We start from the raw sequence: 15,186 nt of genomic DNA on the forward strand, positions 1-15,186 counted from the left end.
TATCTCAAAATAACAAATCAATTAGCAATCTTCACAGAACCTAATGTATTTATTAAACTTATCTTTCTCATCTTTAAATTTATCGGCATCAGGCAAAGCAGGTTTTTTTTTGGTAATATTTTTCCATCCTTTATTTTCTATAAAATCTTTTGCACGTTCTACCCATTCTATTAACCCTGGTGATTCGGGTTTAATAGCACCTATAGGACAATCAGGAACACAAACGCCGCAATCTATACATTCATCGGGGTTAATGACTAACATAAAATCATCTTCCCTTTCACCTTCATAAAAACAATCTACAGGACATACTTCAACACAATCGGTATATTTACATTTTACGCATTCATCGGTTACAACATAAGTCATTTTATTATCTGTTTTTGATTTTGTCGATTAATATAGAAGTTCTTAAAAGTAATACTAATAGAAAATATAATATAAAACTAATAAACATGATAATTAAAGGCTTTAGCATTGAAGAGTGAATAGTTGGACTCCCTAGCCTTAAAACACTAGCAGGCTGATGCAGGCTATACCAAATATTTACCGAGAATTTTACTATCGGTATGTTAATCAGTCCGATAAGAGCAATAATAGAAGAAGGATTTTGTGCCTTTCTTATATTATCCGCACTATTCACTATAATAATATAGCTTAAATATAATAAAAATAATATGAGCATGGAGGTAAGTCTTGCATCCCAAACCCACCATGTCCCCCATATAGGTTTTCCCCATAAAGAACCTGTTACTAAACTAATCAAAGTAAAAGTAGCTCCAACGTAACTAGAAGCTACGGCTAACAAATAGCTAATAGTAGTTTTCCATACTAAACAGCTAAAGCTGCATGCTGCCATGAAAACATAAACACCAAGAGCCATCCAAGAAGCAGGGACATGAACATACATAATGCGTACAAACTCACCTTGCTGATAATCTACCGGCGAAACTATGAGGGCTAAATAAAGACCTATAATCATCATTACGCAAGTAGATATAGCTAATATAGGTATTATAACCTTTGATAATTTATTAAAATAATAGGGGGTTAATAGTTTTAGCATGTTTTTCTTAGTTCTTTATGTCATTCTTGCAATCCTCTATGTCATCACTGTAGCTAGAAATAACAGTTCTTATCCTCTTAAAAAACTCTTTCATTAATAGCCCCGAATCTTCGGCAAGAATTCCGCTATATATTTCCGGTCTATGAAAACAAGCACTACTGTTAAAATATCGCAAATTACTTTCGACTGCTCCGTGCTTGAAATCAGAAGCCCCGTAAAATAAACGTTTTAACCTGCTATGAGCTATAGCTGCCGCACACATAGCACAAGGTTCTAAAGTAACGTAAACATCATAATCATTTAAATTTTTAGAAGATATAAGATTACATGCTTCATTAATAGCAATAATTTCAGCATGATAAAGAGCGTTATTTTTTGCTTCCGTATTATTATGGGTACTAGCAATAATTTTCTGATTTAACCTATCTACAATTACCGCTCCGACCGGGACTTCATTTTTATCAAAAGCAATCTTGGCTTGTTTTAAAGCTTGCTCCATGAAAAAATTATTAAAATTAGCTTCTTTATCTAACAATATATTCACGGTAATTTACGTATTCTTCGATTCCAAAAGGATCTTGGTGGATAATTATTTCAGCCTCCGGAAATTCCTGCAATATTTCAAAAGCAATCTCATCGCTAATTTTATGAGCATTATAAAGCGACATATTGCCGTCCATTTCCAGATGGCACTGGATAAAAGCTTTTTGACCAGCATATCTAGTTTTCATTTCGTGCATACCTTTTACCCCTAAATGGTTATTAACTATCGAGATAATTTTTTGTCTATCTTGTTCGGGTAATTCATGATCTACTAAATTTTTAAATGCCTTTTTAAATAAAGAATAAGAAGAGTGCAATATATATAACGAAATAACTACACCAAATAATGGGTCAACACACCAAAAATAATCACTTAAATTTATAGAGATAATTACTATAACATTAGTTAGTAAGTCCGTGAAATAATGAAGCTTATCGGCTTTTACTATTTCCGATCTTGTTTTTTTAATTACATAAGTTTGGTAAAGCACTAAAATAATTGTTAAGAATATACATACATACATTACAGTAGTACCGTCGCTAACATTCTCCGGTTTTGTTTTTGCAAATAAAGATTTAGCCGAAGAAAAGCATACAAAAAAAGCTGAAGCAAAGAAAAATATCGATTGAGAAAAAATTGTTAAATCCTGCATTTTTTCATGCCCGAATCGATGATGATGATCCGGCGGTTGCAGGGCAAATCTTAAAGCTATTAGATTAATAAAGGAGGAAGTTATATCAAGCATTGAATCAATTAAAGAAGCAAGGATTGATTGCGAATCGGTAACAACCCAAGCATATAATTTTATACTTAAAATAATTAATGCCGTAGTAACCGATAAATAAGATGCCGATTTTATTAACCGATTACGGCTATTAGTATCCATGACAAATCTTTCCAATTTATTTTTTGTAGTTTAACAAAGAAAATATAAAATTCAATTATAATGAGGTTCCGTGAACAAAATTAAAAATAATATTTTAAAATACAAATAATTTAAATTTTGTTTACAGAATCTAGTTTTAGCTTTACAAAATTCTAAAAACCATATACTTATTAAATTATATATTAATTTAGAGAGAATTATATGAAACTATTATCTAAAATTATGATTATAGCTCTTGCAGCTTCTATGTTACAAGCCTGTAACGGTCCGGGCGGTATGAATAAACAAGGTACAGGAACACTTCTTGGCGGTGCTGGAGGTGCATTACTTGGTTCTCAATTCGGTAAGGGCAAAGGACAGCTTGTTGGAGTAGGTGTAGGTGCATTACTTGGAGCAGTTCTTGGTGGACAAATCGGTGCAGGTATGGATGAGCAGGATAGAAGACTTGCAGAGCTTACCTCACAGAGAGCTTTAGAAACAGCTCCTAGCGGTAGTAACGTAGAATGGCGTAATCCGGATAACGGCAATTACGGTTACATAACACCTAATAAAACTTATAGAAATAGCACCGGTCAATATTGCCGTGAGTACACTCAAACAGTTGTAATAGGCGGAAAACAACAAAAAGCATACGGTAATGCATGCCGCCAACCTGACGGACAATGGCAAGTTGTGAATTGATAGACAAAACGTCATTGCGAGGAAAATTACAAAGTAATTGCCGAAGCAATCTCAGAAATTTTATTATTTCATGAGATCGCCACGTAGCTCTTATGGCTGCTCGTAATGATGTTATAACAAAAGAAGCAACCTATAACTTTCAAGTACAGCATTTAAACATAATGATCGCATTCCTGATAAATTTACTTGTAAAGGACAAAATGTTTCACCGCATCTAGAATGGAGTAATGCTCCTTCAGATACTAAATCTTTTGCACTTACAATGGATGATCCGGACGCACTGGTAGCAATAACACCGCCACACGGTATATGGCATCATTGGGTAATATATAATATTTCTGCTTCTATTACTAAGCTTTCGGAAGGACAAATAGATAGTAGTATTAAAATTTTAAATAATAGCTGGCAAGAAAAAAAATACGGCGGTCCTTATCCACCTGCCGGCAAACCTTATCGCTATTTTTTTTAACTATATGCTCTAAATAATTATCTTGAGCTTGATGAGAATGCTAGCAAACAAGATTTAGTATTAGACCTGCAAAAACATTTACTTGCCAAGGCAGAACTAATCGGCATTTATTCTATTTAATGAATGCTATTTATTGTCCACTGTGTCATCCCGTGGCTTAACCACGGGATGACACAGAAGTGAACTGACACATGCAAAAACCTATAATCGAGTTTCGTAACGTATCTAAAAAATTCGGTAATAAATTGCCGATAAATAACGTTAGTTTCACTGTCAAAAAAAATAATATCACTACTTTAATCGGACCTAACGGTGCAGGTAAAACTACCATAGTACGATTAATGCTTGGTCTTGAAAAACCTACAAGCGGCGAGATTATAATTGATCCCAAACTAAAAATTGGATATGTACCGCAGAAGTTCGGATTACCCCCTGATTTACCTATTACAGTAAAAAAATTTTTAGATTTGTTAGCACCAAGTAATTTTAATAACAATATTAAAGAGATTAACTCATTTATTGATTTGGAACATACAAAAGATCAAGAAATTTCTAAGCTCTCAGGAGGGCAGTTTCAAAAGGTAGTTCTTGCATGTTCAATAGTTAATAATCCCGACTTAATTATTTTAGATGAACCGTTACAGTCTTTAGACGTAACAAGCCAACAAGAATTTTATCAGCTTATTAATTTGATTCGTAAAAAGCTAAATATTACGGTTTTTATGATTTCTCATGATTTATTTACCGTAATAAAAAACTCCGATCAAGTGATATGCTTAAACGGTCACATATGTTGCAGCGGAATACCAAATGAAATAACTCCTAACTCTGAATTCTCAAATGCACTTTCTGCTCTAGGCTTCTATACCCACCACCATGACCATAAGCATTAGAATTCTTGCATCACTTATTTGTCTCCAAAAGGATCTCTCCTTATTAGCTATGTTATGCAAGAATTCTATTATACTTGAATTGTATTCCACGCTCACCTAAGCTTGTTCTGTAGCATCATCACCTATCACCTCTACTTTTAATCCGTATTATCGAACTGCGTTAAATCATTTTCATTTGTATTACCTGATTCTTGTTGGCCTGTTATCACATTAAACAATTCTTTCGTAGTGAGCCTGGCCTTAGATAAGCTTTTTACCTTATAACTATTTTCAATAAAGAGTTTCTGCTGACCTACCATAGCAAGTAATTTTTTTATACTAAGACCGTCGTCAATTAAGATTTTTACCCGTAAACTATTTTTAATAACTAAGTCTTGCTGACTTGGTTCCATTGCAAGTAATTCTTTCACACTAACACCGGCGTCAGTCAAACTTTTTATATTATAGTCATTTTCAACAAAGAATTCTTGTTTATCGTTTTTTCTATATTCGAAATTTGTGCAAAAGTAAAACCTATGTTAAGCAATGATATTTCCTCTTCTGTTAAATCTCGGTTAATTTGCTTACTTATTATAATTTGTTGTAGTAATTTACTATCAGTTTTTAGCTCTTCAATAGTAGAATATTGATTAACCTGGTTATTAGCATTTTTTCCTAAGTTTAATTCTATTGTTGGTACTTCTCTTGTAATAGGATAAACATTTGTTGCATCGCCCCATATATAAATCTTGCTCCATTGGTTTTGGATGAAGTATAGTGTTTATATCAAGTTTAGGAGTTTCCACATCCTACATATAAATTTAATGCTTGTTTTTGTAATGCTTCTCTCAATTTATTTATTATAGGTACAAATAATAATTTATCTTCTTTCCCTAAATGCTCAAATGAATCTAGTACCATAGAAGTGGCTTTTTCATTCTTTTTTCCCTCTCCAGCAAACCAAGCATATGACTGAGCTCTTATATTTCCTTTATAATCCGTAATTATATAAAAACCGGCATTTGCTTTACTCATACCGTCTAAAACACATCTTTCGGAATCATGTCCTATAGATTGGCAAGAATTACTAAATTTACCAAGCATAAAACCTCTCATATCATCAGCAGGTAATTTAGAAAAATTATACTTTTTGCCTTTTACCTCTATATCAAAATTAATATCAGGCATATAATCTTCTTTTTTTAACTTATCTTCTTTTATAAGGTTCAATGCTTTTTGAAAACTATTATTATCTAGTTTTCCTTTTAAAGAAAAATGAGCTAAATTTTTTGCATGTAATTTATTTTCTTCTGATAATTCTTCTTCGTTGTACTTATAAGATTCTTTAATTACTATTTCAGTTACTTGATTTACTAATTCTTTTAAATCATTTTTAGTTATCTGCTGAAAATCATTTAATTTATTTTCTTTAAGAATTTTTTGAAATTTTTCAGTTTTTTCCAATAAGTGTGCATTACTGAAAATATATAATGAGTCTCTTCCCAGATTTATTTAAAATTTGAAAAAATTCTAATGTTTTGGAAGACAATTTTTGTGGTAAATTAAATTGAAAACTCAATTCTATTGTTTCTTTTGTATCATAATTAACAGTTTTTAAGTAACTTTTTATATCTCCTAAATTTCCAAAGTCAGTAGATAATTTTTTAGCCATTTTTAAAGAATTTAACCGCCATTCCCCGTATATAAGTCAGCGATTATTTGACAATATGGCAATACTTCCTTACATAGTTCTTTACTAATAAGATTTTTTTAAGGCGTGTATTTGTAATTAAATATTGCTTATGTATTTTTTCAAAAACATCATTAATATTTAATTGATCAAAATTATTTTCTAATAATTCTTTTAATGTATCACTAGACTTTTTATTAAAGCCCTCTTTATATAATAAATGAATATTTGCCAATAATATTTCAGCATCGTCTTGGTTTATTCCAGCTTTTTTAAAGTCATGGGATTACTTTTAGCATTTTCTTCTAAGTTTGTTATGGCCTTTTCTAAATTAATTTTTTCTTTTGGATCACTAGCTTTCGCTAGTTTTTTGTTTAATTGTTCTAAGCGTTTCTTCGGATCTTTTTTATCTATCCATTCTTCGGTAGTTAATAAACTATAAATTTTTTCAATACTATTAAATGTAACTTTCATTAATTGCTTCTTTTATAATTATTCTACAGAAAACCATAAAACATGGTAATTTTAGAAAATAGCAAGGATTAGATTAATTTTTCTTAACGAAATCAAGGGATGAGTGTTAAGGATAATTTAGAAATACATCAAATAGCAAATTATATAGAGTAACTTGCTATTTATATTAGATCACACCAAATATTGCTTTAAATATCTACCAGTATGGCTTTCCTCACATGCAACGATGTCGGCAGGGGTGCCACATACAACTATCTTACCGCCTTTGTCGCCACCTTCAGGACCGACGTCAATAATATAATCTGCAGTTTTTATAACATCTAAATTATGCTCGATAACTAAAACGGTATTGCCCATATCAACAAGCTTATGTAACACTTTTAACAATTTATTAATATCGTCGATATGTAATCCCGTAGTCGGTTCATCAAGTATATAAAGCGTTTTACCGGTTGAACGTCTTGATAATTCTTTAGCAAGCTTAACGCGTTGTGCTTCACCACCTGAGAGAGTAGTAGCAGACTGACCGATTTTAATATAGCCTAGACCCACTTCATTTAAGGTAATTAATTTTTCATAGATTAACGGTATTTTTTCAAAAAACTGCATCGCATCTTCTACAGTCATCATCAAAATATCGGCAATAGATTTACCTTTATATTTTATTTCAAGCGTTTCTCTATTATATCTGTGACCGTTACAAATATCACACTTTACATATACGTCAGGTAGGAAATGCATCTCTATTTTTATTAGCCCGTCACCTTGGCATGCTTCACATCTACCGCCTTTAACGTTAAACGAAAATCTGCCTACTTTATACCCTCTAGCTTTTGATTCAGGTAATTCCACAAACCAATCCCTAATATGGGTAAAGGCACCTGTATAAGTCGCAGGGTTTGAACGAGGAGTTCTACCTATCGGAGATTGATTAATATCGATAATTTTATCAATATATTCAAGTCCTTTTAACTCTCTATATTTGCCGGGGAATACTTTGCTAGTTGGCTCTAAATGCTTTAGAGCCGCTTTATATAGAGTATGAATCATCAAGCTTGATTTACCGCTTCCCGATACTCCCGTTATAGCGGTAAAAGTACCAAGCGGAATTTTGATATCAACATTATCTAAATTGTTGGAAACCGCCCCAAGTAATTCAATTGCCCTATTATCATGCCCTACTCTTGTTTCAGACGGCACTTTGATTGTTTGACGACCGCTTAGATACCTACCTGTGATACTTTCTTCAAAATTCTTTATTTCTTCAGCATTTCCTTCCGCAATAACACGACCGCCGTGAATACCGGCTCCCGGTCCTATATCAATAATATGGTCTGCTTCATATATTGTTTCTTCGTCATGCTCGACTACCAAAACGGTATTACCCAGATCTCTAAGCCTTTTTAGTGTCTCAATTAATCTTGTATTATCTCGTTGATGAAGACCGATAGACGGCTCATCAAGTACATATAAAACACCGCTCAGTCCTGAACCTATTTGAGATGCAAGACGAATACGCTGACTTTCCCCCCCCGATAAATTACCCGCTTCTCGTGATAACGTTAGATAATCAAGCCCAACATTCATAAGAAATTTTAATCTCTCGGTAATTTCTTTGAGTATACGCTCAGCAATAAATAATTGCTTTTTATTTAATTTTTCCTCTAAGTGACTAAACCATTTTTGCAAGGCTGCAATACTCATACCTGCTACTTCGCCTATATGAAAATTTGCTATTTTAACGCATAATGCTTCATCTTTTAATCTAAACCCTGAACAAGCAGTACATTTATGCTCTGACTTAAATTTAGCTAGTGTTTCTTTAATTAAAACCGATTCTATAGTACGGTCCTTTTCTTGCAAACTTGGTATTATACCGGCAAAAGGTTGTTTTATTATTTGCGTTTTAGAACCATCGTGAAATTCAAACTTTATTGCCTCTTCTCCTGAACCTTCAAATAAAATATCCTTAACATTTTGTGATAAACTTACAAAAGGTACTTCAATAGAAAATTTATAATGATCGGCAAGAGCCTTTAATGTCTCTAGGATAAATTTAGAAGATGTACTACCCCAAGGCACTATTGCACCGTCTTTAATAGAAATTCTTTGATCCGGAACTATTAAATCTCTATCAAAGAAAAACTCCTTACCTATCCCTTCACATTTAGGACATGCTCCAAAAGGGCTATTAAAAGAAAAGATTCGAGGCTCTATTTCAGTAAGCTGAAAACCCGATACCGGACAAGAATATTGCTCAGAAAAAGTAATACGCTGATTTTTTTCAAACTCGCTCTTAACTGCCGGCGGTAATTCTACAATTTCCAAATAAGTAATACCCTCGGCAAGATTTAACGAACTCTCTAAGCTATCTGCAAGTCTATTACCTAAACTTTCGTCTAGAACTATTCTATCAACGATCACTTCTATATTATGCTTCTTATTTTTATCAAGTTTCGGTAAATCATCAATTTCGCAAACTTCCCCGTTAACTATTAATTTCTGAAAGCCTTGCTTTTTCAGATTCATAATTTCACGCTTGAACTCACCCTTATGTCCTCTAACAATAGGAGCGAGTAAATATATTTTCGTACCCTTAGGTAGTTCGTTAATTATATCTACCATCTCGGAAACTGTTTGGCTATGTATCGGAAGACCGGTTGCCGGAGAGTAAGGAATACCCACCCTTGCATATAATAACCTAAGATAATCGTAAATTTCCGTTATAGTTCCAACCGTAGAACGTGGATTTTTGGAAGTAGTTTTTTGGTCAATTGCAATAGCAGGCGATAATCCGGAAATAGATTCTACATTAGGTTTATTTTGTAAATGTAAGAATTGCCTTGCATATGAAGATAAACTTTCAACATATCGCCTTTGACCTTCTGCATAAATAGTATCAAACGCTAAAGAAGACTTGCCTGAACCGCTAAGACCGGTGATAACAACAAATTTATTCCTTGGAATATTAACATTTATATTTTTTAGATTATGCTCTTTAGCACCGCGTACCTTAATATATTCTTGGTTCATAATCACTTCACTACAAAATTTTTGAGATATTTTTTAAAAAACCTGTAGTATTATAGGCCCTTTTATTTTATTATTGCAATAATAATATTTTAAAGTAGGTAGTAATCTATGGCAGGTAGTTTAAATAAAGTAATATTAATAGGTAATGTAGGGCGTGATCCGGAAATGAGAACTACGGGCGAAGGGAAAAAAATCATTAATCTTTCCTTAGCAACAACCGAAACTTGGAAAGATCGCATTACCAGCGAACGAAAAGAACGAACTGAATGGCATAGAGTAGTGATATTTAGTGACGGGTTAGTATCTGTTGTAGAACGCTATGTCACAAAAGGTAGCAAATTATATATTGAAGGTTCATTGCAAACCCGTAAGTGGAATGATAATTCAGGTCAAGAAAAATATACCACGGAAGTTGTGTTACAAAACTTTAATTCACAATTAATATTATTAGATAGTAAAAACTCTAATAATCATACTCAAGATTCAGGACATAGCGAATATAAACATCCTGAAACTAAAAATCATTCCTTTGATCATAGCGACTTAGACGACGAAATACCGTTTTAATCAAAATTGTTATGAAAAATTTTATTTGGGCAATAATATTTCCAATATTTCTTTCAGGGTGTTCTACTACTCATGATGTAGCTAGCAGGGTAAAGCATTCACAAGATATAGCAACTCAAAATAACTTTCAGATGAGGCTAGTAAACGGTGGTGATTTTACTCTTACGACTTATCAGCGTATTACCAACCGTAACCTACCTTTTGTATTCTATATTGAGGGAGATGGACATCTTGCGGATGGATCTGCTAATTCTGACAACCCTACTCCCGTTAATCCGATGCTCTTAAAGCTTGCTACAATGGATAAAAGACCGAATATTGTTTATATAGCAAGACCTTGCCAATATACTCCTTTAGAAATGAACTCAAAATGCATTAGCGATTATTGGTTAGATAAAAGAATGGGACAGGAAGTCGTAGATTCAATTAACAATGTCATAAATATTATCAATAACGGACAAAAATTTAGCTTAGTCGGCTTCTCCGGTGGCGGCGGGCTTACAATATTAATTGCCGCTCAAAATAGTAATGTTAAAGATATTATAACGATTGCCGGTAATTTAGATACTAAAAAGTTTGATAAATATCATAATTATCGTGGTTACTTAGTTAAATCCTTAAACCCGATAAATTATGCAAAACAGGTTAATAATATCCCTCAATTACATCTCTCCGGCATGGATGACAAAAGAGTCCCGCCTTTCATAGCAGCACTTTACGTAAAAACAAGTAACTCACCGTGTGTAAAAAAGCAAACTTTTCCTAATATTGCTCATGCAAAAGGTTGGGATAAAGTTTGGTCTAATATATTAGATATGCCTCTGATTTGTAATTAGACATTAGGAAATATTATTAATCTATAATTCAAGCACTTATCATGGCTTTTGCCCTTAATGTTATGCCGACTGTACCAAATTGTTTTAGACATTTTCCAATCTTTAAACGCTTTACTTCCGTAACATTTACATATGCTGTATCAGCTGCTTGTATGTATGTTATTAGCTCTTTTGGTTTTCCTCATTGAATAAAAACCTTTGGAAACTGGGGAGTATTAATTATTATGATTCCAACAAGTATTGGATTTGGTATATTTCATTTTGAAAAATTGGAGAAAGAAAGTGGAAATTATCCGACAAAATCTTTTGCTCCTCCTCCGGTGATGTCTGCTTAATTGATAAATATTTATAGCAGGTTTCCTGTAATATCTCTTAGTTTAAGACACTCAGCAAAAATTATAAAATGCGTATTATTAGAGAATCAAAGGGAATAATCAGAAGTTTTAATAGTTAGTAATAATTATAATCTATAATATTGCCGACGTTTCACTAAACCTTGCAGCTTAAGACCGCCTTTAGCACGCATCCATCGCAGTAACTCGTTAGCAGCGTTTGCATATTCACCTTGGTTTAGCTTTTGCCGCAATGTTGATGCTTGAAATGCCCCAGCCCCGCAGTTGAAAATAAACGAGATTAAGGCGGCTTGTTGATTTTCGGTTAATGGCACACCCTAGTGGACGATTATCGACACATTTAACAGCTTCGAGTAATTATTATTTATCTTTCTACAGATCCTCGCTTGCTTTTTTGCGATATATTCTTGGGAGTAGTAATAGAATGAGGAAGGGAGATTTATGTTTGTTAATAGTAGCCCTTATGCGTTCTAGTGTTTGTTTAGTATTTTTATTAGCATGTTATAGCATCCATATAAATACCTACTTCTTTCTGTTCTTTTTTGAAAGCTTCTTTATTTCCTATGTTAGCCAAAGCTTTAAAACTATGTTTTATAACTTGTCCAATATTTTTAAAAACATGCGAATTATCTTTTTTAGCTGTTTCTTTGCACCATATATCTAGATTCTCTAATTCTTTTTTGATTTCAGGATTTTCCTTCCCTTTTTCATAAGTATGAATAATCTTTTCTAATTTTTCTTTAAACTCTTTTTCGTTATTACTAGGTTTTAAATTAAGCATTACACCAGAATGGTCTGATGATAGTTCTTTGAGGGTATTAATAATCATTTCTGCTTTTAATCCATTATTAGCTCCATTAAGCAAATTTTCATATTTATGTCTACATATGGAGCTATACTTGTGATATCATGATTATTAAATATTAGTTAACACAAAAGAAATTAAAGCTTTAATTAATAAACTTGAGAAATATTTTTAATTAAATTATTAATATTTCGTTTTATAAGGTGATAAATTTACTATTTAGAAGAAAGAGCAAAGCTGCTTAGTTTAGAGACTTGGTAAAAGACAATTAATATTCAGTTAAATGGTCAAAAGCTTGATTTTATGCTGCATCTGCGGTTTGTGATACGTTTGTAGAAATACCGAAAAATAAAGAATGGCGCACCCTAAAGGATTCGAACCTCTGACCCACAGATTAGAAGTCTGTTGCTCTATCCAGCTGAGCTAAGGGTGCTAAACATTTATGGTAAACGTTATATCAGTTTAAGCAAAGTTTTTCAAGGATTCTTTTTTTATTAAAAATAATAAGCAAATATGATAAAAAATATTCATGGATAAATTCTACAATTACAATTCTTCTTCACATCAGGCTTTACTTAGTTTTAAAGTAAAGCCTAATTCTAAACAAAATCTAATTAGCAATTTTGTAATTATTAATAATATCCCATATCTAAAATTATCTATAAAAGCAATACCGGCACAAGGTAAAGCGAATGAAGAAATCATAAATTATTTAGCAAAAGAATGGAAATTATCACGTAGTAATATCGAAATTATTAAAGGTCATACTCATAGCTTAAAAACGATATTGATAAAAAATATTAATGAAGACTATTTAAATTTGATTATTAATTCCTATATTAAATAAGGTACAGTTGTTGCTATACTTCCAATGTCATTCCCGCATAGGCGGGAATCTAGTTTATATTTATTATTTTCTAGATTCCTGCTTCCGCAGGAATGACATAAGCAGTCATATGACGAAAAAATAATTTATTAACTGGAATAATTATGACACAAGAAAAAAAGAAATTTGACGCCGAGGTTGGCAAGATTTTAAATTTAATGATTCACTCTCTTTATAGTAATAAAGAGATTTTTATGAGGGAGTTAATTTCCAACGCTTCGGATGCTTGTGATAAATTACGTTATTTATCTCAAAGTAATAGTGAATTAGTAGCTGGCGATAGCAATTTTAAAATTACAGTTAAAGTCGATAAAGATAACAGACAAATCATTATCCGTGATAACGGCATCGGCATGAATAAAGACGATTTAATTGAAAATCTCGGTACTATTGCAAGATCGGGTACGGCAAATTTTCTTAAAAGCCTATCCGGTGATTCTAAAAAAGACAATATGCTAATCGGTCAATTTGGTGTTGGATTTTATTCAAGCTTTATGGTAGCCGATAAAGTGACTGTAACCTCAAGAAAAGCTGGGGAAGATAAAGTCCATATTTGGGAATCAGACGGGCTTGGTGAATATACTGTCTCAGATTCAGATAAAGAGTTGACAAGAGGCACGGAAATCGTTTTACATATCAAAAAGGAAGAAGATACATTCCTTGATCATTTTAGATTAAAACACATCGTTAAAAGCTATTCCGATCACATAGCAGTACCGATATATTTCTTTGATGAAGCTGGTAATAATGAAATCCAGCTTAATTCAGCTTCTGCATTATGGACAAGACCGAAATCGGGAATTACGGAAGAACAATATAAAGAATTCTACAAAAGCCTATCTTACGCCGTTGATGACCCTTGGATAACTATGCATAATAAAAACGAGGGAGCTATAGAATTTACTAACCTACTTTTCATTCCATCAAGCAAAACATTTGATTTATTCCACCCTGATCGCAAAAGGCGAGTAAAATTATATATAAAAAGAGTATTTATATCTGATGAGAATATAGATTTAATCCCGTCATATTTAAGATTTTTACGAGGCGTGGTTGATTCAGAAGATTTACCACTAAATATTAGCCGTGAATCACTGCAGCATAATAGCGTGCTTGAGAAAATCAAAAATGCTATTACAAAAAGAGTGCTTGGCGAGCTTAGAAAAAAGAAAGAGGAATCACCTGAAGAATATAATAAGTTTTGGGCTAATTTCGGCGGTGCTTTAAAAGAGGGTTTATGCGAGGCTACTACCGATCATGAAAAATTATTAGAGGTATGCATATTCAGAAGTGCCTTGCATAATAAAATGATCAGCCTTGACGAATATATAGCGAATTTTAAAGAAGGGCAGAGTACTATATATTATTTAAGCGGTGATAACCCCGATAAATTACTTTCAAGCCCACAAATCGAAGGGTTGTTAAGTAAAAAAATCGATGTATTACTTTTTACCGATACAGTGGATGATTTTTGGGTAAATGTTAATAGCAAGTATAAAGAACATGCTATTAAATCAGCAACAAGAAGTGATATCGATGTAGAGCAAACTACTTCACAATCTGAGGAGAAAAATACAGATAGTAAAAAATCCGATGATGAATATAAATTGCTAACAGATTATTTTAAAGAGACACTAGGGGAGTTGGTAAAAGAAGTTAAGATCTCTAAAAAACTTACTTCAAGTCCTGCTTGTCTTGCCGTTAGCGACACTGCTATGGATATTCGTATGGAGAGATTTTTGATTGAGCAGAAACAAATAGCTAATGCCTCAGCTAAAAATCTAGAGTTAAACCCTAAAAATAAAATCATAGAGAAAATCTTTAACGACTTAAAAGCAAATAATAAAAATAATAAAGAATTGGTTAATCTAATATTTGATCAAGCCTGTATTTTAGAGGGTGAACCGGTTGCTGATACAGGTGCATTTTCAAAGAGATTAAACGATATTGTACAAAAAGCCATATTATAACTTTAAACTTTTTTAATTTTAATGTAGAATAGTTGCAAACGTGATTTTGGAAGT

At 32.5% G+C, this 15,186-nt stretch carries 16 protein-coding genes, 1 tRNA gene and 4 pseudogenes; 8 read left to right on the forward strand and 13 right to left on the reverse strand.

Annotated features, from left to right (window positions below):
- Positions 1-21 precede the first annotated feature (21 nt).
- From MCC_RS00005 to MCC_RS00020, 4 genes are read right to left on the reverse strand one after another with little or no spacing between them, the layout of a single operon-like run.
- Entirely contained in the window at positions 22-369 is a 348-nt protein-coding gene (locus tag MCC_RS00005) for a ferredoxin family protein (RefSeq protein ID WP_014408010.1), read from the reverse strand.
- A 4-nt stretch (positions 370-373) separates the two neighbouring features.
- Positions 374-1,066, reverse strand: a complete 693-nt coding sequence (locus MCC_RS00010) for a heme ABC transporter permease (protein ID WP_014408011.1) — start codon at positions 1,064-1,066, stop codon at positions 374-376.
- A 7-nt stretch (positions 1,067-1,073) separates the two neighbouring features.
- Positions 1,074-1,610, reverse strand: coding sequence for a nucleoside deaminase (locus tag MCC_RS00015; protein WP_014408012.1), 537 nt, complete (start codon positions 1,608-1,610; stop codon positions 1,074-1,076).
- Positions 1,591-2,496, reverse strand: a complete 906-nt coding sequence (locus MCC_RS00020; RefSeq protein WP_014408013.1) for a cation diffusion facilitator family transporter — start codon at positions 2,494-2,496, stop codon at positions 1,591-1,593. Before MCC_RS00020 ends, MCC_RS00015 begins: the two co-directional genes overlap by 20 nt.
- Before the next feature lie 201 nt (positions 2,497-2,697).
- Between MCC_RS00020 and MCC_RS00025 the strand changes: the two genes are divergently transcribed.
- The 3 genes and pseudogenes from MCC_RS00025 (at position 2,698) to MCC_RS00035 (ending at position 4,539) form a co-directional block, all read left to right on the forward strand.
- Positions 2,698-3,177 carry an RT0821/Lpp0805 family surface protein gene (locus tag MCC_RS00025; protein WP_014408014.1) on the forward strand — a complete coding sequence of 160 codons (480 nt, stop codon included), beginning with the start codon at positions 2,698-2,700 and terminating at the stop codon, positions 3,175-3,177.
- A 169-nt stretch (positions 3,178-3,346) separates the two neighbouring features.
- Positions 3,347-3,766: pseudogene (locus MCC_RS00030) on the forward strand (YbhB/YbcL family Raf kinase inhibitor-like protein).
- A gap of 71 nt (positions 3,767-3,837) precedes the next feature.
- The gene (locus MCC_RS00035) at positions 3,838-4,539 is read left to right on the forward strand and encodes an ATP-binding cassette domain-containing protein (RefSeq protein WP_014408016.1); all 702 of its coding nucleotides are present in this window, start codon (positions 3,838-3,840) and stop codon (positions 4,537-4,539) included.
- 137 nt (positions 4,540-4,676) lie between these two features.
- On the opposite strand, the gene MCC_RS00040 is transcribed toward MCC_RS00035, so the two are convergent.
- From MCC_RS00040 to uvrA, 6 genes and pseudogenes are all read right to left on the reverse strand, one after another.
- The gene (locus MCC_RS00040) at positions 4,677-4,970 is read right to left on the reverse strand and encodes a hypothetical protein (RefSeq protein ID WP_231288708.1); all 294 of its coding nucleotides are present in this window, start codon (positions 4,968-4,970) and stop codon (positions 4,677-4,679) included.
- A 466-nt stretch (positions 4,971-5,436) separates the two neighbouring features.
- Positions 5,437-5,706 (reverse strand): annotated as a pseudogene (locus MCC_RS10980) (hypothetical protein); the annotation flags it as partial.
- A gap of 192 nt (positions 5,707-5,898) precedes the next feature.
- Positions 5,899-6,237 (reverse strand): annotated as a pseudogene (locus tag MCC_RS10985) (hypothetical protein); the annotation flags it as partial.
- Positions 6,234-6,443 carry a hypothetical protein gene (locus tag MCC_RS09745; RefSeq protein ID WP_014408018.1) on the reverse strand — a complete coding sequence of 70 codons (210 nt, stop codon included), beginning with the start codon at positions 6,441-6,443 and terminating at the stop codon, positions 6,234-6,236. The gene MCC_RS09745 and the pseudogene MCC_RS10985, both read right to left, overlap by 4 nt.
- A gap of 23 nt (positions 6,444-6,466) precedes the next feature.
- The gene (locus tag MCC_RS00065; protein WP_014408019.1) at positions 6,467-6,682 is read right to left on the reverse strand and encodes a hypothetical protein; all 216 of its coding nucleotides are present in this window, start codon (positions 6,680-6,682) and stop codon (positions 6,467-6,469) included.
- Positions 6,683-6,853: 171 nt separating this feature from the next.
- Positions 6,854-9,715, reverse strand: a complete 2,862-nt coding sequence (gene uvrA / locus MCC_RS00070) for an excinuclease ABC subunit UvrA (RefSeq protein ID WP_014408020.1) — start codon at positions 9,713-9,715, stop codon at positions 6,854-6,856.
- Positions 9,716-9,823: 108 nt separating this feature from the next.
- Between uvrA and MCC_RS00075 the strand changes: the two genes are divergently transcribed.
- The 3 genes and pseudogenes from MCC_RS00075 (at position 9,824) to MCC_RS09750 (ending at position 11,453) form a co-directional block, all read left to right on the forward strand.
- Entirely contained in the window at positions 9,824-10,282 is a 459-nt protein-coding gene (locus MCC_RS00075; protein WP_014366144.1) for a single-stranded DNA-binding protein, read from the forward strand.
- Between the two features lie 11 nt (positions 10,283-10,293).
- Positions 10,294-11,118, forward strand: coding sequence for an alpha/beta hydrolase family protein (locus tag MCC_RS00080; RefSeq protein WP_014408021.1), 825 nt, complete (start codon positions 10,294-10,296; stop codon positions 11,116-11,118).
- A 41-nt stretch (positions 11,119-11,159) separates the two neighbouring features.
- Positions 11,160-11,453: pseudogene (locus tag MCC_RS09750) on the forward strand (hypothetical protein).
- A gap of 125 nt (positions 11,454-11,578) precedes the next feature.
- Here MCC_RS09750 and MCC_RS00090 read toward each other — a convergent pair.
- The 3 genes from MCC_RS00090 to MCC_RS00100 all read right to left on the reverse strand — a co-directional run bounded on the left by MCC_RS00090 (position 11,579) and on the right by MCC_RS00100 (position 12,709).
- On the reverse strand, positions 11,579-11,785 hold the full coding sequence (locus MCC_RS00090) for a lysozyme (protein ID WP_014408022.1): 207 nt from the start codon (positions 11,783-11,785) through the stop codon (positions 11,579-11,581).
- 179 nt (positions 11,786-11,964) lie between these two features.
- Complete coding sequence (locus MCC_RS07135) at positions 11,965-12,336, reverse strand: hypothetical protein (protein WP_014408023.1); 372 nt, start codon at positions 12,334-12,336, stop codon at positions 11,965-11,967.
- Between the two features lie 296 nt (positions 12,337-12,632).
- Positions 12,633-12,709, reverse strand: a tRNA-Arg gene (locus tag MCC_RS00100).
- A gap of 96 nt (positions 12,710-12,805) precedes the next feature.
- Here MCC_RS00100 and MCC_RS00105 point away from each other — a divergent pair.
- Both MCC_RS00105 and htpG read left to right on the forward strand, forming a co-directional pair.
- Complete coding sequence (locus tag MCC_RS00105; protein WP_014408024.1) at positions 12,806-13,123, forward strand: A1G_07140 family DUF167 domain protein; 318 nt, start codon at positions 12,806-12,808, stop codon at positions 13,121-13,123.
- 143 nt (positions 13,124-13,266) lie between these two features.
- Positions 13,267-15,132, forward strand: a complete 1,866-nt coding sequence (htpG, locus tag MCC_RS00110) for a molecular chaperone HtpG (RefSeq protein WP_014408025.1) — start codon at positions 13,267-13,269, stop codon at positions 15,130-15,132.
- Positions 15,133-15,186: the final 54 nt, after the last annotated feature.

Origin of the sequence: Rickettsia rhipicephali str. 3-7-female6-CWPP (assembly GCF_000284075.1) — a bacterium.
GTDB lineage: Bacteria > Pseudomonadota > Alphaproteobacteria > Rickettsiales > Rickettsiaceae > Rickettsia > Rickettsia rickettsii.

Bases quoted from the DNA above. Each gene is read 5' to 3' on its own strand.
- MCC_RS00035 (WP_014408016.1), top strand. From the start codon at position 3,838: ATGCAAAAACCTATAATCGAGTTTCGTAACGTATCTAAAAAATTCGGT.
- MCC_RS00065 (WP_014408019.1), bottom strand. From the start codon at position 6,682: ATGAAAGTTACATTTAATAGTATTGAAAAAATTTATAGTTTATTAACT.
- MCC_RS00005 (WP_014408010.1), bottom strand. From the start codon at position 369: ATGACTTATGTTGTAACCGATGAATGCGTAAAATGTAAATATACCGAT.
- MCC_RS00080 (WP_014408021.1), top strand. From the start codon at position 10,294: ATGAAAAATTTTATTTGGGCAATAATATTTCCAATATTTCTTTCAGGG.
- MCC_RS00020 (WP_014408013.1), bottom strand. From the start codon at position 2,496: ATGGATACTAATAGCCGTAATCGGTTAATAAAATCGGCATCTTATTTA.
- MCC_RS00075 (WP_014366144.1), top strand. From the start codon at position 9,824: ATGGCAGGTAGTTTAAATAAAGTAATATTAATAGGTAATGTAGGGCGT.
- MCC_RS00010 (WP_014408011.1), bottom strand. From the start codon at position 1,066: ATGCTAAAACTATTAACCCCCTATTATTTTAATAAATTATCAAAGGTT.
- uvrA (WP_014408020.1), bottom strand. From the start codon at position 9,715: ATGAACCAAGAATATATTAAGGTACGCGGTGCTAAAGAGCATAATCTA.
- MCC_RS00025 (WP_014408014.1), top strand. From the start codon at position 2,698: ATGAAACTATTATCTAAAATTATGATTATAGCTCTTGCAGCTTCTATG.
- htpG (WP_014408025.1), top strand. From the start codon at position 13,267: ATGACACAAGAAAAAAAGAAATTTGACGCCGAGGTTGGCAAGATTTTA.
- MCC_RS00105 (WP_014408024.1), top strand. From the start codon at position 12,806: ATGGATAAATTCTACAATTACAATTCTTCTTCACATCAGGCTTTACTT.